Source organism: Mesorhizobium bavaricum, from assembly GCF_056781655.1.
In genome coordinates, this window is record NZ_CM165566.1 from 1,664,493 (window position 1) to 1,681,360 (window position 16,868).

Consider the following 16,868-nt stretch of genomic DNA (forward strand, 5'->3'; position numbering starts at 1 on the left):
ACACGAGGAATCGACAATGCAAGATGGCAGTGCCTTGGCAGTTTCAGCCGGCGAGAAGATTTCGGGCTCCCGCGAAAAAGGCCTCAACCGGGTGCTCGAGATCCTGGAGTTTCTTCATACGACGCAGCGGGCGATCGGCATTGGCGATCTTGCCAAGGGGGTGAACGCACCCCGCTCGACGACCTACACGCTCGTGCGATCGCTGGTCGATGCCGGCCTGCTGGAAATGGCAGGCGACGGCAATCGCGTCTACTTCGGCAAGAAGCTCTATCTCTACGGAATGGATTATGTGCGGGGCAACGACCTCTTGAGGCGCGGGCGCCAGGAGGTCGACAATCTGTCGCGCGAAACAGGAGAAACCTCGGAACTGTGTATGCTGCAGAGCGGCCGCTATACGATCGTCCATTCAAGCCCGGGCACCAGGCCGTTCCGCATCAGCTCCGCCACCGGCCTGCAGATACCGCTGCCCTGGACCGCTTCGGGACGGCTGCTTCTGGCGGGCTTCGAACAGGCCCGGATCCAAGACATGGTATCCGAAGATGATCTCATCCTGCCGGACGGCCGCAGATTGCTTCTCAACGACTTCGTCGCCGACATAGCGAAGGCTGAAGCCACCGGCTATTGCGTCACCTCGGGCCTTGTCGATGCGTATACGAAATGCCTCGCTGCACCCGTCTTTTCAGGGCCTGGCAAGGTCGAGGCGACGATGTGCCTGGTGGTTCCCATCGACACGTCCGAGGAGCGGACCGGCAGTCTCATCGGCCTGCTGCGCGACCGCGCCGCCAGGCTTTCGATCGCCGGATAAGCGCAAGACGAGGGGGCGCGACCGGGCTCTGCCGTCACGCGATGATGTCGGGAATGATCTTGTCTTCCAGCGCCATCAGCCGGTCCTTGAGGAACAGCTTCTTCTTCTTCATGCGCTGGATCTGCAGCGGGTCGCAGTTCGTGGCGATCATCGCGTTGATCGCCGCGTCGAAATCTGCGTGTTCCTGCTTCAGCCGGGAAAATTCGAGGCGAATATCGGCCTGTTCCTGATCGGACATTCTCTACCGTCTGCACGTCTGCGGCGCCCAAAAACTGGGCCTGATTGGGCGGGGCCGGGGTCTTTTGTCACCGGCGCGCAGCCCATATCACATTTCACATTGTCGTGGAATGCTACCACGCAGCATTCGACATCGCTGCCGGAAGGTGGCACACTGTCACCGTGCCGTCACAGAAGCGAACCTGCGGTGGACGCGCCGTGACGGCTGCAATCGAGGAATCCATGAAAGGGAGAACCAATCATGTCTCTTGCATCCCATCTTGATGAGTTGCAGCGGAAACACGGCGACATCGAGCGCGAAATCGATGACGCGATGAACCATCCATCGGTCGACGACCTCGAAATCGTGAATCTCAAGCGACGCAAGCTGGCACTCAAGGACGAGATTGAAAAACTGAGAGCGCAACCGACCACGCATTGATGCCCTCCTGACATAGCCGATCACGATCCACGGCCTCTCTTGCCGGCGGCAGCTGCCGCCGGTGTGTTGGGTTTTGATCTCCAGACACTGGGCTATCTCAGTCGAGCCTGCACTTCCATTCAGCTCAATTTCCACTTCGGCCGTCGCCGGATCGTGGGTCGTTTCTGATTCCGGCGGCGGGCCAATTGCGGCCAGTGGCGACCTGTCGCCATTGACAAGCCATCTTTGCTCCTCCACCTCATGCCCGGACCATAGCGCATCGGCCCAGGGCGTCTTTGTGCGTCCAAGGGGACACATGGCGCTCCAGAGACAAAAGGCTGCCGGCATGACCGGATATTTTTCCTCTCCCTTCCCCCGCCGCACTTCGGTCGGCGTCGATGTCGGCGGCGTGGTCGTCGGCGGCGGCGCGCCTGTCGTCGTGCAGTCGATGACAAACACCGATACGGCCGATGTCGACCAGACGGTTGCGCAAGTTGCCGCGCTGCACCGCGCCGGCTCCGAGATCGTGCGCATCACCGTTGATCGTGACGAGAGTGCCGCCGCCGTGCCGCGCATCCACGAAAGGCTGGCGCGGCTCGGCATCAACGTGCCGCTGGTCGGCGATTTCCATTATATCGGCCACAAGCTTTTGGCCGATCATCCGGCCTGCGCCGAAGCGCTGGCAAAATACCGCATCAATCCGGGCAATGTCGGCTTCAAGGACAAGAAGGATCGGCAGTTCGCGGCAATCGTCGAGATGGCGATCAGATACGACAAGCCGGTGCGCATCGGCGTCAACTGGGGTTCGCTCGACCAGGAGCTTTTGACCCGGTTGATGGACGACAATCAGGCCCAGGGCTTCCCGCTGACGGCGCAGGAAGTGACGCGCGAAGCGATCGTGCAGTCGGCGATCCTGTCGGCCGAAATGGCGGAAGAAATCGGCCTTGGCCGCGACAAGATCATCCTGTCGGCCAAGGTCAGCGGCGTGCAGGACCTGATCGCCGTCTACACCGAACTCGCCACCCGCTCCAACCATGCGCTGCATCTTGGCTTGACCGAGGCCGGCATGGGTTCGAAAGGCATCGTCGCTTCGTCGGCCGCGATGGGCATTCTGCTGCAGCAAGGCATCGGGGACACCATCCGCATTTCGCTGACGCCGGAGCCGAATGGCGACCGCACACGTGAAGTGCAGGTGTCGCAGGAATTGCTGCAGACCATGGGTTTCAGGCAGTTCGTGCCGATCGTCGCCGCTTGCCCCGGCTGCGGCCGCACCACTTCCACCGTGTTCCAGGAACTGGCCCAGAACATCCAGGCCGATCTCAGGAAGAACATGCCGGTGTGGCGGGAAAAATATCCCGGCGTCGAGAACCTCAAGGTCGCGGTGATGGGCTGCATCGTCAACGGCCCGGGCGAGTCCAAGCATGCCGACATCGGCATTTCGCTGCCCGGTACCGGCGAGACGCCGACGGCGCCTGTCTTCGTCGATGGCAAGAAGGCGGCGACGCTGCGCGGGCCGTCGATCGCTGCGGATTTCGAGAAAATGGTCGCCGACTATATCGAGCAACGGTTTGGTCGCGGCAAAGCCGCGGCAGAGTAGATCAAAATGCCGCGTTTCCTCTGGGCGGCGCTGATTTTGTTGTGCGGACCGGGCTGGTCGACGCTGACTCAGGCCGATCCGCCGCAATCCGCCAAGCAGAGGCTCATCGACAAGGTCTGCACCCTGATCCAGGCCCATGCCGATCAGAACGGCCTGCCGCGGGACTTTTTCGCCCGGCTGATCTGGAAGGAAAGCCGTTTCGATCCTAACGCCGTCAGTCCGGTCGGCGCCGAAGGCATCGCGCAGTTCATGCCAGGCACTGCCAAGATGCGCGGCCTTGCCAACTCGTTCGACATCAACCAGGCGATTCCGGCCTCGGCGAAGTATCTCGCCGAAATGAAAGCCAGCTACGGCAATCTCGGCCTGGCGGCGGCCGCCTACAATTCCGGTGAAAGCCGGGTCTCGCGCTGGCTTGGTTCCGGCGGTTTCCTGCCGATGGAGACCGAGAGCTATGTTTTCGACATCATGGGCGAGCCGGTCGACATGTTCACTGACCGGGCCTATGCCGGCAAGGTCGAGCCGCTCGATGCAAAAGTGGATTTTGCCGTGGCTTGCCGCAGGCTGCCTGTGATCATGTCGCAGACCGTGGCGATGGCCTTGATCAATATTAAACCGTGGGGCATCCAGGTGGCCGGCAACTTCCGCCGCAGCGCCGCGATCGGCCAGTGGCTGCGGGTAAGAAGCCGGTTTCCGGTCCTGCTCAGCGGCCATGATCCGGTGGTCAGCCGGGTGCGCACGCCGATCGGCCGGCGCGGCATCTATGCGGTCAGGATCGGTGTTGATGACCGCGCCGCCGCCAATGTCATCTGCCAGAAATTGCAGAGCGTCGGAGGAGCGTGCGTGGTGGTGCGCAACCGGTAATCTAACTTGCGACCTCGAAGTCGACAGCAGCCTGCTTACGCCGCTCGAATGCGCCCGTCGCAGCCAGCAAAGATTTCAGTTATAGCGGCGGCCATCATTTGGCTGGGGCGACAGCGCTGCCTCCGACGGCATGGGCGTTAGATGTTCGATGGATACATTATCTGCGGCACTCCGAGAACCGGAAGCACCTTGCTGTGCAAGCTTCTGGCTTCCACCAAGACGGCCGGCAATCCTCATTCATTCTATCGGCGGCAGGACGTCTCGGAGTGGGCCGTAGACTGGAACCTGCCCGATCGCGACACGATGAGCGAGCTCGAATTCAATGTCGCCTATCTCGATGCGGCAATTACCGCGGGCAAGGGTGGAACAGGCATTTTCGGGCTTCGTCTGATGCGCGAAAACCTGGATGAGCTGTCAGCAATCCTCGGTCAGATTTTCCCACGGCTTCCGTCAGACGAGGCGCGTTTCGAAAAAGCATTCGGCCATGTTCTCTACATACATCTCTCGCGTGAGAACAAGCTTGCGCAGGCTGTCTCCCTGGTCAAAGCCGAGCAAACAGGTCTCTGGCATATCGCTCCTGATGGCACCGAGATCGAAAGGGTCGCACCCGCAAAAGAGCCGCACTATGATTTCGGGCGGATCAAACGTGAGCTCACGGCGCTCAAGGCCTATGACGCGGCCTGGAACATTTGGTTTGCAGAACAACGCATAATTCCGCTGCGGGTTGGCTATGAGCGCCTTTCAAGCAATCCGGCTGCAGCATTGCAGGGCATCTGCGAAGCCCTGGGCGTTCAAGCGCCGAATGCCGAGGATGTAAGCCCGGGCGTTGCAAAGCTCTCCGACCAAACGAGCCTTGACTGGATGCGCCGCTATCATCTGGATGCAGCCGTCTGATGCATCGATGGAGGTGGCTAAGCCGTCTTCGCCACCACCGTCTCGCTGAGCCAGGTGCCGATCTTGGTGCCGAGGCGGTCGGGCGAGACCGGCTTGGGCAGGTAGTCGTCCATACCGGCTTCGATGCACTTGTCGCGGTCGCCCTTCAGTGCATGCGCGGTGACGCCGATGATCGGGATGTGGGTGCCCGACGAGGTCTCGATGGCGCGGATGGCGCGGGTCGCTTCGTAGCCGTTCATCTCCGGCATCGAGACGTCCATCAGGATCAGCTTGGGGCGCAGCGCCCGGTACATCTCGACCGCCGTGCGGCCGTTGCCGGCAATGCGGTAGCTGAGACCAAGGCCGTTGAGGATCTGGCCGAACACCAGCTGGTTCACATCATTGTCCTCGGCAATGAGGATGTCGATCGGGCCGTTAGGCGTGGCCGCCGATTCCGGCGCGGTGGCGACCGGCTTTGCCGGGCCACGGATAACGGTGAAAGCGGGCGGCGCAACCGGGGGAGCCTGCACGATCGGTTCGCGGACGAACTGCGCCTTGCCGACCTGCGAGCGGGCTTTCTGGACCACCGAGATGACGGTGCCGAGCAGGACTGCGGAGCGCGCCGGCTTGGTCAGGTGGGCGGCGATGCCGAAGTCGATGATCATCTTGCCGAAATCGACCTGGTCGACCGATGTCAGCAACACCACCGGAATGGAAGCCAGCCGGCTGTCGGAAGCAATGGCCCTGGCGACGTCGGCGCCGTTCATGCCGGGCATCTGGTAGTCGAGAATGATGCAGTCGACGGCGGCTCCCAACTGAAAGGCGCGATCGAGGAAAGCCAGGCCCACGGCGCCGCTTTCGGCGGCGGCGCAGTCGAAGCTCCAGCTTCTGAGCTGCTCGAGCAGGATTTCGCGGTTGACCGGATTGTCGTCGATGACCAGCACGCGCGCGCCAGTGACGTCGACCGGCACGATTTCGTCGCGCGCCGCGGCATGATGCGCGGGCAGCGGCACCGCGAACCAGAACACCGAGCCGCGGCCGATCTCGCTCTCGACGCCGATCTTGCCGGCCATCAGGTCGACGAGGCGGGCGGCGATGGCGAGGCCGAGGCCGGTGCCCTCGTGGCGGCGGGTCGACGAACCGTCGACCTGGGCGAATTTCTCGAACACGTTCTGGAGTTTCTCGGCCGGTATGCCGATGCCGGTGTCCTCGACGCGAACCTTGAGCTGGACCACGTCATTGACGATCTCGCCGCCGACATCGATCAGCACATGACCCTTTTCGGTGAATTTCACCGCGTTGCCGAGCAGGTTGGTGACGATCTGCCGGAACCGTCCGGCGTCGCCGACGACATGGGCCGGCAGGCGCGGGTCGACCCGCACGATCAGTTCGAGATTCTTTTCGGCGACGCGCGCCGACACCAGCGTCGCCACGTCCTCGACCGCCTCGGAAAGACGGAAGGGGGCAGGATCGAGGGTGAGCTGGCCGGCATTGATCTTCGAGAAATCGAGGATGTCGTTGATGATGGTGAGCAGCGCGTTGCCGGATTTGACAATGACGTCGGTGAAGGTCTTCTGGCGCGCCGTCAGGTCGGTCTTGGCCAGCAGTTCGGCCATGCCCAGCACGCCGTTCATCGGCGTGCGGATTTCGTGGCTCATATTGGCCAGGAATTCCGACTTGGCGCGGTCGGCGGCCTCGGCCTTGAATAGGGATTCGGCGGATTCGGCAAAGGCGCGGCGGATGGCCACTTCCATCGGGCGGAAGATCCAGAAGGCGACGATGGCAAGGGCGGCGAACAGGATGCCGCTTGCCCACAGCAGCAGCCTGTCGCTGGAGGCATCGGCCAGATGGCGCTCATCGTCCATGGCGGTGCGGACGCGGACCAGCATGGGCTGGGCAAACAGGTCATTCTGGTTGCGGATTTCGCGATAGCTCCATTCGTCGACCTTCTGCGCCATCGACATCAGGTTGAAGTTGCGCACCATGTCGCGCGGGGACCAGAACAGGTCGCCGTTGACGGAAGCGGATTCGAGCTCGTTGATGGTCTTGCCCGAAAGGCGTGACCTTATCGCGGCAAGCTGCTCGGTCAGCGTCTCGATCTCGCCGGTCAGGCGCTCCGAATGGCCGCGCGCCGATGAGGTGAGGGCATCGCGCGTCTCCGCCCGCCAGGCTGTGCCGGTCGTCTCGGCAAAGCTGGTCGCGTTGCGCAGGTCACGGGTAAAGACCACGAGATTGCTGCTCAGCGTATCGATGTCATGTCGAAAGGAATTGACACGATCGAGCGCTATCATGATCGCCGCTGAAGCCAGCGCGAAAATCAGCAACCCTGAAATATAGCGGATCCGGACCGACCGGATGAAAGACGAATATTCCGGCATGCGCAACCCCAACACATACGCACCATTTTAATGGTCGGGATTACGCTTCATTTACATTAAAATTTCGTTCGTGTGTGGACTAGAACCATGCGCCGACGCCGTGCTCGAAACGGCTGGCGAAAACGATTGGCAAGCCGGCTTGATTGTATCCGGCCTGAAACAGACCCACACCGACCCGACTTAACCCTGAAACGAAAAGATCATATCGAATGACCACCAACAACTATGCGCCCAAGAAAACTCAAGTGCCTGGAAAACGTTCGCCATGGCCGGTTTCGCCATTGCCGCCTCGATGAGCGTGGACGGCATCACCTTCATGGAGGCATGATTGGCCGCCAAGGGGCTCTATGCGATGGCCGCGACTATTGCTCGTGCATACCTCGATCTCACCAAGGCGCGGTGTGACGCGGAGAAGCAAGCCGCTCCATCAACCGACAGGAAGTTGCCAGAACGAGAAGCTGCTGATGGACGTCAGCCGCAGTAACGAAGTGTAATCGGGTTCCCGCTACAACAAGGCTCAAATCACGCAAGACCGCCGATCGATCCGATCAGGATTGCAACGGTCTTGCCCAATGGAAGTCGCCGCTATGGACATCGCCTCGAACAATCATGCGAACAGCCATCTGATGACGTCACGGCGCTTTGCGCCTCTCTTCTGGACGCAATTCCTGTCCGCCTTCAACGACAATTTCCTCAAGAACACGCTGGTGTTCCTTATTCTGTTCACGCTGGCGGCGGACAAGGCGGCGTCACTGGTCACCCTGGCGGGTGCCGTGTTCATGGCTCCCTTCCTGCTCTTGTCCGCCCTTGGTGGCGAGATCGCCGACCGCTTCGACAAGGCCCTCATCGCCCGGCGGCTGAAATTCATCGAGATCGCCGCTGCTGGCGTCGCCGTCGTCGGCATCGCGCTGTCGTCGATCCCGGTACTGATGGTGGCGTTGCTGATGTTCGGCATCATCTCGGCGCTGTTCGGACCGATCAAGTACGGCATCCTGCCGGATCATCTGGAGCGCAAGGAATTGCCCGGTGCCAATGCCTGGATCGAGTCGGCGACCTTCGCGGCCATCCTCGGCGGCACCATCGCCGGCGGCATCGTCTCGGCCGATGGCATAGGCGTCTCGGTCTTCGGGCCGATCATGATGATCCTCGCGGTCAGTTGCTGGTTTGTCAGCCGCTACATCCCGTCCACCGGTTCTGCGGCCCCCGACCTCGTCATCGACAAAAATATCTTTCGCTCGACCTGGCGTCAGGTCGACGGATTGCGTGGCGACAAAAGAATCTGGCGCGCCGGACTGATGACGTCGTGGTTCTGGCTGATCGGCGCCATCGTCCTTTCGATCCTGCCGACCCTGGTCAAGGATTCGCTCGGCGGCAACGAGATGGCGGTCACCGTCTATCTCGCAGTGTTCGCCGTATCGATCGCCATTGGCTCCGCCATTGCCGCGTGGATGTCGCAGGGCCGTATCGTGCTCTTGCCTGCACCCGTCGGCACGGCGCTGCTTGCGCTGTTCGGCCTGGACCTGGCCTGGACCATCTGGAGCATGCAGCCATCGCCCAGGGCAGAAACCCTTGCCCTGTTCTTCGCCGGGCCAAACACGATCCATGTTGCGATCGACCTTGCCGGAATGGCGATTGCCAGTGCCTTCCTTGTGGTGCCGACCTTTGCCGCCGTGCAAGCCTGGTCGCCTGAAGAACGCCGCGCTCGCGTCGTCGCCGCCGTGAGCATCGTCAATGCAGGCTTCATGACGGTCGGCGGCATACTCGTCGCCACGATCCAGGCAGCCGGCGTCTCCACCGGAGCCATCCTGTTCGGCCTCGCCGCGTTCAACGCCGTCGCCGCCTGGCTGATGCTGAAATACCTGCCGACCAACGCGTTCCGCGATTTTGTCTCCATCCTGTTTCGTGCGTTCCACCGCCTCGAAGTCGAGGGCATGGAAAATCTCAAGGCCGCCGGCCCGGCACCCATACTGGCGCTCAACCATGTCAGCTTCCTCGATGGTCCGTTGGCCCTGACGCTGACCGATGAAGAGCCGGTCTTTGCCATCGACCATACCATCGCCCAGGCCTGGTGGATGAAGCCGTTCATGAAACTCGCCCGCGCGCTGCCGCTGAACCCATCCAAGCCGATGTCGACCCGCACGCTGATCAAGATCGTGCAGGGCGGCGATCCGCTGGTCATTTTCCCGGAAGGCCGCATCACCGTCACCGGCGGCCTGATGAAGGTCTATGACGGCGCCGCCATGGTGGCCGACAAGACCGGCTCGATGGTCGTGCCGGTGCGCATCGACGGGCTGGAGAAGAGCTACTTTTCGCGGCTGACCTCGCAGCATGTGCGCCGCCGCCTGTTCCCGAAGGTCAAGGTGACCATCCTGGAACCGGTCAAGCTCGAAGTGCAGCAGGAACTTAAGGGCCGCAAGCGTCGCGCTGCGGCGGGTGCCGCCCTCTACCAGGTGATGTCGGACCTCGTCTTCCGCACACAGGACATCGACACGACTGTCCTGGAAAAGATCATCCAGACGGCGAGCGAGCGCGGCATGAAGCAACTCGCCGTTCAGGACCCGGTCACCGGTTCGCTGAGCTACGGCAAGCTGCTGACGGCTGCCGCAGTGCTGGGCGAGAAATTCGAGAACCTGTATGCCGGCCAGCAGACTCTGGGCATCATGCTGCCCAACGCCAACGGCTCCTGCGCGACGCTGCTCGGCGTCATGTCGGCCGGCAAGGTTCCGGCGATGATGAACTTCACCGCCGGTGCTGCCAACATCCTGTCCGCCTGCAAGGCCGCCGAGGTGCGGACCGTGCTCACGTCGCGCGCCTTCATCGAACAGGCCAAGCTCGGCGCCGTCGTCGAAGAGCTCGGCCGCTCGGTGAGCATCGTCTGGCTCGATGACCTGCGGGCTACCATCGGCCTCAAGGACAAGCTGCTCGGCCTCTTGCGCAAAAGCGCGCCGCGGGTCGCCCGCAAGCCCGACGATCCGGCAGTGATCCTGTTCACGTCCGGTTCCGAGGGCACGCCCAAGGGCGTGGTGCTCACCCATCGCAACATCCTCGCCAATGCCGCCCAGGCCGCATCGCGCATCGACTTCCATTCGGGCGACAAGGTCTTCAACGTGCTGCCGATCTTCCATTCCTTCGGCATGACGGCGGGCACGGTGCTGCCGTTGATCTCTGGCGTGCCGGTCTACTTCTACCCCTCGCCGCTGCACTACCGAATCGTGCCGGAACTGGTTTACGCATCGAACGCGACGATCATCTTCGGGACCGATACGTTCCTCGCAGGCTATGCCCGCACGGCACACCCTTACGATTTCCGCTCGGTGCGCTATTGCTTTGCTGGCGCCGAACCGGTCAAGGCGGCGACGCGCATGACCTATATGGAGAAGTTCGGCCTGCGCATCCTCGAGGGCTACGGCGTGACCGAAACCGCGCCGGTGATTTCCATCAACACGCCGATGTACAACCGCTCCGGCAGCGTCGGCAAAATCATGCCGGGCATGGAGTATCGCCTGGATGCGGTACCCGGCGTCGATGACGGTGGACGGCTTTTCGTGCGCGGCCCCAATGTCATGGCGGGCTATCTCAGGGCCGAGAAGCCGGGCGTGCTCGAACCGCTGGCAGATGGCTGGCATGACACCGGCGACGTCGTCGCCGTCGATGAGGCCGGCTTCATCACCATCCGTGGCCGTGCCAAGCGCTTCGCCAAGATCGGCGGCGAGATGATCTCGCTGGCTGCGGTCGAGGCGCTCGCGGGCGAATTGTGGAAAGGCTTGCTGTCGGCCGTCGCCACCGTGCCGGATGCCCGCAAGGGCGAAAAGCTGATCCTCATCACCGAGGCGGCCGGCGCCACCCGCGCCGAGTTCCTGACCTTCGCCAAGGCCAACGGCGCCATGGACCTGATGGTGCCGGCCGAAGTGCGCGTGGTTGCGAAAGTGCCGGTCCTCGGCTCCGGCAAGCTCGACTTCGCCGCCGTGACCAAAATGGTGCGCGGCGAAGAAGAGATGAAGATCAAGGCGGCTTGAGCCAGTCGTAACCAATGGCCGGCGGACCAAGCCGGCCCGTTGGCCCCCTCATTGAGCAACCGAGGTCGTCTCTGGGTCAGAATGCCGGTTCCGGCGAAGGTCCGCCTACGAGCGGCCGGCGTGGCAAAGGCTGGTTTGGTCAGTCCACGTCGATGCATGGCGCTGCGTCCGTTCATGGCGCAAAGCAGACGAATTTCGCAATCCGATCGGGCCGACGTCCTGGTTGGTCTGATGTCAGCTGGTCCGCGCCGCCACGAATGTCGCCGCTTCCTTCAGCAGCAAGGCACGCTCGCCATAGGGCGCGAGCAATTCATGCGCCTGTTCGACAAGCCCATGAAGCTGGCTGCGTGCCCAGTTCGCGCCATGCAGCGCCACCAGCGTCGCCTTGCCGGCGGCGGCATCCTTGCCGGTTGCCTTGCCCATCTGCCGGGCATCCGCGGTCAGGTCGAGCAAATCGTCGGCAAGCTGGAAGGCGAGGCCGATCGCCGAGCCGAATTCGGCCAGCCGCTCACGGTCCTCGGCAGGAGCGCCGGCGATCAGCGCGCCCGCCTCGCAGGCGAAGCGGATCAGCGCTCCGGTCTTCATCGCCTGCAGCCGGATGATGCCGGCCTCGTCCGGCGGCGCCTGTTCGGCCTCAAGGTCGAGCTTCTGGCCACCGACCATGCCGCCTGTCCCAGCCGCGCGAGCCAGCGCCAGCACCAGGGCGGCCCGTCGCTCCGCCGGCAGCACGGTCGCCTCGTCGGCAATGATGTCGAAGGCAAGCGTCAGCAAGGCGTCGCCGGCCAGGATGGCGGTCGCTTCGTCAAAGGCCCTATGCACGGTGGGCTGGCCACGACGCAGGTCGTCATCGTCCATGGCGGGCAGATCGTCATGGATCAGTGAATAGCAATGCACGCACTCGAGAGCGGCCGCGATGCGCAGTGCCGCCTCGCCGTCGGCGGAAAAAAGGGCCGCACTTTCCATGACCAGGAAGGGGCGCAGGCGCTTGCCGCCGTTCAGCACGCCGTGGCGCATGGCCGCCATCAGGCGATCGGGGCGCGCTATCTCGCCCGAAAGCGCCCGGTCGTCGAGCAGCCGCCGCAGCAGCACCTCGACGGCTGCTGCACGTCCAATGAGCGCCATTTCGAAGGCCATTTCGTCGTCATTCGTCATGGCCGGGACCGGTAGCCGACACTCAGACGTTGCGCAAGAAGCCAAGCGCCATTATGCCGGAGCAGGGAGAAGCACGGGTTGGGCGGCTTGGCGGAACCGATCGTCGATCATGAAATCGAAAAGCTGGACATGGCGACGAGATCGCGGGGCGTGAACCGCCGCAGTCTCAAGCGCTGGGTCCGGCGCGGCATCGTCGTGGCCGCGGTGCTGGCGCTGATACCAACGGTGCTGACGCTGCTCTATCTGCCGTCCTTCGTGCATCCGGTGTCGACGCTGATGCTGAAGGACCTTTCGACGTTTTCCGGCTACGACCGCCGCTGGGTGTCGATCGACGATGTGGCGCCGGTGCTGGCCAATTCCGTGATCATGTCGGAAGACGGGCAGTTCTGCTTCCACCGCGGCGTCGATCTCGGCGAGCTGAGGGGCGTCGTCGACGATGCGCTGGCCGGCGAGGCGACACGCGGCGCCTCGACCATCACTATGCAGACGGTCAAGAACCTGTTTCTCTGGTCACGGCCGCTGGGTTCGGTGCGCAAGGTCGTCGAACTTCCGCTGGCCGTCTATTTCGACGCGGTGATGTCGAAACGGCGCATCATGGAAATCTACCTCAACATCGCCGAGTGGGGACCGGGCATCTATGGCATCGAGGCCGCGGCACAGCACCATTTCGGCATTTCGGCAAAACAGCTGTCGCGGCGGCAGGCCGCACTTCTGGCCGTCTCCTTGCCAAATCCGATCGCCCGCAATCCGGCGAAGCCCGGGCCGGGCCTGAGACGGCTCGCCAATCTGATCGAGCGGCGCGCCGGCCGCTCCGGCGCCTATGTCGGCTGTCTCCAGTAGCCAGCTCAAAAAAATTCGCGGCAGTGCTGGCCAAAACGGTGCAGGGCGTGTATAGGCACCCGACTTTCTCAGATTCCGGCCCCGACACGGCCCTTTCACGAGGGCGGGCGGGGCTTTTTGACCATGTAATGGAGCATATCCATGGCCGTTCCGAAACGAAAAACCTCTCCGTCCAAGCGCGGCATGCGCCGCTCGGCCGACGCCCTCAAGGCCCCGACCTATGTCGAGGACAAGAATTCTGGCGAAATGCGCCGTCCGCACCACATCGACCTGAAGACCGGCATGTATCGCGGTCGTCAGGTGTTGACGCCCAAGGAAAGCTGAGACCAGCTTTTTTGAAGTCTTGAGTTACCGAAAGACCGGCCAGTGGCCGGTCTTTTTGCGTTTGGCAGCCGGGCGGCGTCAGCTATCGCCAGACGATCGAACTGATCAAGGGCTTGTTCGCCAAGGGGCGTGTCGTTGGCATGGACATCGTCGAGATCGCGCCCGCCCGCGACATCAACGAGATCACCTCGATGACCGCCGGCCACATCATCCTCAACGTCATTGGTGCGGCCGTGCGCGCCGGTCAATTCAAGCGCTGAGCCCGCTATCTCGTCGTTTGATGCAATTCCGGACGGAAAGCCGTTTCACATTTCTCTGGAATTGCTCCGTGTCAGCCGAGCGCTCGGCTGACACGGTTGTTGCATCCGGTCTTTCACCGTGTTCGTGGCTCCTCACGAAAAATCTTGACGGCGTGCCCGTGGCGCATTCTACAAAGGATTGCCCCCATATGGAGACGCCAGATGTTCGGTGCCGTCCCGCTTTTGATCGTGCCTTTCGTGCTCTACAATCTCGGCCTGCTCGGAATATTCGGCGGCGGGGACGACCCGTGGGCGAACGAAATCTTCTCGTTCAGCATGATGTCGGGCGGCGTGTTCTCGATGACGCTGGGCGACCTGATGGTGCTGCTCGGGCTTATCTTCCTTTTCCTCGAAATGGCGAAGTCGGTGCGAACGACCAATGCCTCGATCATGGACCATCTTCTGTCGACGCTGGTCTTCGTCGCATTCCTGGTCGAGTTCCTGCTGGTGAAGGGTGCGGCACATTCCGTGTTCTTCACGCTGATGGTCATCGCGCTGTTCGACGTGCTGGCCGGATTCGCGGTGTCGATGCGGTCGGCCAGTCGTGACATAAATCTAAACTAGGGCCAAGGCCTCAGCCTGGATCGGCGGTGAAGCCGGCGGCCTCGATGCCGGCGATGGCGGCGGCTTCGTCATTGTCCGAGGTATCACCGGAAATGCCGACGGCGCCAATGATGGCGCCGGCCTTGTCGCGGATCAACACCCCGCCGACGACCGGCAACACGCGACCGCCAGACACGTCCGAGATGCCAGCAACGAGGTGCGGGCGCTCCTTGGCGAAGGCCTCGACCCGGCGCGAGCCCATGCCGATGGCCAGCGCGCCATAGGCCTTGCCGGCCGACATTTGCGGACGCAGGAACGAGGCGCCATCCTGGCGCTGGAAGGCGACCAGATGTCCGCCGGCGTCGAGCACCGAGACGCCGAGCGGCTTGAGCTTGAGATCGGCACCCCTGGCAAAGGCAGCATCGATGATCTCAACGGCTTTTTCGAGCGACAGTGCGGTCATGGCAGTCTCCTGGTTGAAACGCGTCGATCATCGACCGTCGACGGGCACGGCAAAATCCCGGTTTCGGTTGAAATAGCTTCGCATGAAGAGGCGGAATGGAAAGCGGCGTTCACCGACACCATCCGGACATGGCGCCATCGCTATGGCTCCCCTCTCTTTGTTTGACGCAATTCCCCAGGGAAAGCGCTGCGCGCTTTCCCCGGGAAAACCGTTTCACACTTTTCCTGGAATTGCTCCAGACGTGCCTGGAGGAGGGCTATTTCTTCTTGGTGCGGGCCGGCTTCTTGGCGGGTGCCGCCGGCGCGTTGGCAAGGTCTTCCGCTTCCTTGGCGAGACGCAGCGCCCGCAACTTGTTGGTTTTGGCCTGGCGGGCGTCGCTCTCGGCGACGTATTCGGCCATCGCCTTCTGGCGAACCGTTGCCGCCTCTTCCTGCTTCTTGAAACGCAGGTCAGCACGCGCGCGGGCGGCATCCCGAGAGTTCTCAACCAAGACCTTATCCAATCCCGTGAATTGTGATTTTCCGCCTGTTCTAGCAGAGCCGGCCCCCAAACGGGAAAATAAGTTGGTCAAGCGGCCGGGCTGGCGGCGAGGGACTTGCTGGCGACCACGGCCTCGTAGGCGGCCTGCAAAGTCGCGCGGATAGAAGGACCAGTCGCCGTATCGAGCGGCCTGCCGAGATGCTCGTGGCGCAACTCGTCCATGAACTTGTCCCACATTGGCGGCCCGCCTTTCTCCAGAAGCTCGGCGCGGATCGAGAGTTCCTCGCTGACCGGCAGCCAGACACGGCCCCAGGCGCCGAGATGGGCCAGGATCGGCACCAGTGTGATCGCCATCTCGGTCAGGCTGTAGATCGCCTTCTGCTTGTGGCTGGGGTCGTCTGCCTTGGTCAGCATGCCCAGCCCCATCAGCCGCTTCAACCGGTCGGCAAGGATGTTGGAGGCAATGCCTTCCATCGATCCATTGAGCAGTTCGCGAAAGTGCCGCCTGCCACCGAAGATCATGTCGCGGAGGATGATCAGGCTCCAGCGGTCGCCGAAAACTTCGAGCGACAGGTTGATCGGGCATCCGGACCGGCGATCCATGCTCATGAGATTTTCTCCAAAAACCGGTTGCATTATCTTATCAGTTTTACTATTGTGCAACCGATTGCAAAATGCAATCAGTTTTGCAAAACGGGAGACTGCGCCATGACGACGATCGAACGTCCCCAGATCATATCCGAAGCCTTTGGCGATCGGGCAAACCCGCCGCTGTTGCTGATCATGGGAGCGATGGCTTCGATGCTCTGGTGGCCGGAGGCGCTGTGCCGGAAACTGGCCGATGCCGGCCTGTTTGTCATCCGCTACGACAATCGCGACACCGGCCGCTCGACCAAATATCCGCCGGGCGAGCCGCCCTACACATTCGACGACATGGCCGACGATGCGATGCGTGTGCTCGACGACCACGGCGTCGGCAAGGCGCATGTCGTCGGCATGTCGATGGGCGGCATGATCGCGCAGCTTGTGGCGCTGAAACACCCGTCCCGCGTCGCTTCGCTGACCGTCATCAGCAGCTCACCCGTGGGGATCGACACCTCGCATCTGCCGCAGACGAGCGATGCCTATATCAAGCATTCGGCTGAGGGCGCGAAAGTCGATTGGTCGGATCGTGGCCAGGTGATCGATTTCGTGGTCAAGGACGCGCAGGCGATCGCCAGCACCGCGCACCCATTCGATGAGGCTCGGATGCGAGCTTTTGTCGAGCAGGATTACGACCGCTCCGGTGGCCTGCTGAGCGCGACCAATCACTTCATGCTTAGGGGTGGCGATGCGTGGAAGGGTCGGCTGCGCGAGATGACGGCGCCACTGCTGGTCATCCATGGCATGGCGGACCCGATCTTTCCGGTCGAGCACGGCGAGGCGCTGGCCGAGGCTGTCGCCGGTGCGAAAATTCTTCGGATCGCAGGCGGCGGCCACGAGCTGCATCCGGACGACTGGACGATGATATCTTCCGCCATCGTCGGCCACACCCAAGCCGGTTGAGGCGCGCCCCGCGCGGGTCTTGACGAGCAAGGTCTGTGGCAATAGTTAAGTAAAT

At 62.5% G+C, this 16,868-nt stretch carries 16 protein-coding genes and 1 pseudogene; 11 read left to right on the plus strand and 6 right to left on the minus strand.

Annotated features, from left to right (window positions below):
* Positions 1-16 precede the first annotated feature (16 nt).
* Positions 17-805 carry an IclR family transcriptional regulator gene (locus tag AC1RZR_RS08100; protein WP_477269302.1) on the plus strand — a complete coding sequence of 263 codons (789 nt, stop codon included), beginning with the start codon at positions 17-19 and terminating at the stop codon, positions 803-805.
* Positions 806-839: 34 nt separating this feature from the next.
* Here the strand turns inward: AC1RZR_RS08100 and AC1RZR_RS08105 are convergent, their stop codons facing one another.
* Positions 840-1,043 carry a YdcH family protein gene (locus AC1RZR_RS08105; RefSeq protein ID WP_095089397.1) on the minus strand — a complete coding sequence of 68 codons (204 nt, stop codon included), beginning with the start codon at positions 1,041-1,043 and terminating at the stop codon, positions 840-842.
* Between the two features lie 240 nt (positions 1,044-1,283).
* Between AC1RZR_RS08105 and AC1RZR_RS08110 the strand changes: the two genes are divergently transcribed.
* From AC1RZR_RS08110 to AC1RZR_RS08125, 4 genes are all read left to right on the plus strand, one after another.
* Complete coding sequence (locus AC1RZR_RS08110) at positions 1,284-1,463, plus strand: YdcH family protein (RefSeq protein WP_027023510.1); 180 nt, start codon at positions 1,284-1,286, stop codon at positions 1,461-1,463.
* Positions 1,464-1,788: 325 nt separating this feature from the next.
* The gene (ispG, locus tag AC1RZR_RS08115; protein WP_477269305.1) at positions 1,789-3,039 is read left to right on the plus strand and encodes a flavodoxin-dependent (E)-4-hydroxy-3-methylbut-2-enyl-diphosphate synthase; all 1,251 of its coding nucleotides are present in this window, start codon (positions 1,789-1,791) and stop codon (positions 3,037-3,039) included.
* A gap of 6 nt (positions 3,040-3,045) precedes the next feature.
* Positions 3,046-3,900, plus strand: coding sequence for a transglycosylase SLT domain-containing protein (locus tag AC1RZR_RS08120; RefSeq protein ID WP_481828178.1), 855 nt, complete (start codon positions 3,046-3,048; stop codon positions 3,898-3,900).
* A 141-nt stretch (positions 3,901-4,041) separates the two neighbouring features.
* Positions 4,042-4,794, plus strand: a complete 753-nt coding sequence (locus tag AC1RZR_RS08125) for a Stf0 family sulfotransferase (RefSeq protein WP_481828179.1) — start codon at positions 4,042-4,044, stop codon at positions 4,792-4,794.
* A gap of 17 nt (positions 4,795-4,811) precedes the next feature.
* Here AC1RZR_RS08125 and AC1RZR_RS08130 read toward each other — a convergent pair whose 3' ends face one another.
* Positions 4,812-7,151: a response regulator gene (locus AC1RZR_RS08130; RefSeq protein WP_477269311.1), complete on the minus strand. Its 2,340-nt coding sequence runs from the start codon at positions 7,149-7,151 to the stop codon at positions 4,812-4,814.
* Between the two features lie 587 nt (positions 7,152-7,738).
* Between AC1RZR_RS08130 and AC1RZR_RS08135 the strand changes: the two genes are divergently transcribed.
* Positions 7,739-11,167, plus strand: coding sequence for an acyl-[ACP]--phospholipid O-acyltransferase (locus tag AC1RZR_RS08135; protein WP_481828180.1), 3,429 nt, complete (start codon positions 7,739-7,741; stop codon positions 11,165-11,167).
* A 234-nt stretch (positions 11,168-11,401) separates the two neighbouring features.
* On the opposite strand, the gene AC1RZR_RS08140 is transcribed toward AC1RZR_RS08135, so the two are convergent.
* Positions 11,402-12,319: a polyprenyl synthetase family protein gene (locus AC1RZR_RS08140; protein ID WP_481828181.1), complete on the minus strand. Its 918-nt coding sequence runs from the start codon at positions 12,317-12,319 to the stop codon at positions 11,402-11,404.
* Between the two features lie 78 nt (positions 12,320-12,397).
* On the opposite strand from AC1RZR_RS08140, the gene AC1RZR_RS08145 reads away from it, so the two are divergent.
* From AC1RZR_RS08145 to AC1RZR_RS08160, 4 genes and pseudogenes are all read left to right on the plus strand, one after another.
* Positions 12,398-13,159, plus strand: a complete 762-nt coding sequence (locus AC1RZR_RS08145) for a biosynthetic peptidoglycan transglycosylase (protein ID WP_477269317.1) — start codon at positions 12,398-12,400, stop codon at positions 13,157-13,159.
* A 141-nt stretch (positions 13,160-13,300) separates the two neighbouring features.
* On the plus strand, positions 13,301-13,483 hold the full coding sequence (gene rpmF / locus AC1RZR_RS08150; RefSeq protein ID WP_008834724.1) for a 50S ribosomal protein L32: 183 nt from the start codon (positions 13,301-13,303) through the stop codon (positions 13,481-13,483).
* A 71-nt stretch (positions 13,484-13,554) separates the two neighbouring features.
* A pseudogene (locus AC1RZR_RS08155) lies at positions 13,555-13,743 on the plus strand (arginase family protein); the annotation flags it as partial.
* Between the two features lie 201 nt (positions 13,744-13,944).
* Positions 13,945-14,346, plus strand: coding sequence for a hypothetical protein (locus AC1RZR_RS08160; RefSeq protein ID WP_378922757.1), 402 nt, complete (start codon positions 13,945-13,947; stop codon positions 14,344-14,346).
* Positions 14,347-14,356: 10 nt separating this feature from the next.
* On the opposite strand, the gene AC1RZR_RS08165 is transcribed toward AC1RZR_RS08160, so the two are convergent.
* The 3 genes from AC1RZR_RS08165 to AC1RZR_RS08175 all read right to left on the minus strand — a co-directional run bounded on the left by AC1RZR_RS08165 (position 14,357) and on the right by AC1RZR_RS08175 (position 15,877).
* On the minus strand, positions 14,357-14,788 hold the full coding sequence (locus tag AC1RZR_RS08165; protein ID WP_111544449.1) for a GlcG/HbpS family heme-binding protein: 432 nt from the start codon (positions 14,786-14,788) through the stop codon (positions 14,357-14,359).
* A 256-nt stretch (positions 14,789-15,044) separates the two neighbouring features.
* Entirely contained in the window at positions 15,045-15,278 is a 234-nt protein-coding gene (locus AC1RZR_RS08170) for a hypothetical protein (RefSeq protein WP_477269330.1), read from the minus strand.
* A 77-nt stretch (positions 15,279-15,355) separates the two neighbouring features.
* On the minus strand, positions 15,356-15,877 hold the full coding sequence (locus tag AC1RZR_RS08175) for a winged helix-turn-helix transcriptional regulator (protein ID WP_477269332.1): 522 nt from the start codon (positions 15,875-15,877) through the stop codon (positions 15,356-15,358).
* Between the two features lie 99 nt (positions 15,878-15,976).
* On the opposite strand from AC1RZR_RS08175, the gene AC1RZR_RS08180 reads away from it, so the two are divergent.
* The gene (locus AC1RZR_RS08180) at positions 15,977-16,813 is read left to right on the plus strand and encodes an alpha/beta fold hydrolase (protein ID WP_477269334.1); all 837 of its coding nucleotides are present in this window, start codon (positions 15,977-15,979) and stop codon (positions 16,811-16,813) included.
* Positions 16,814-16,868 lie beyond the last annotated feature (55 nt).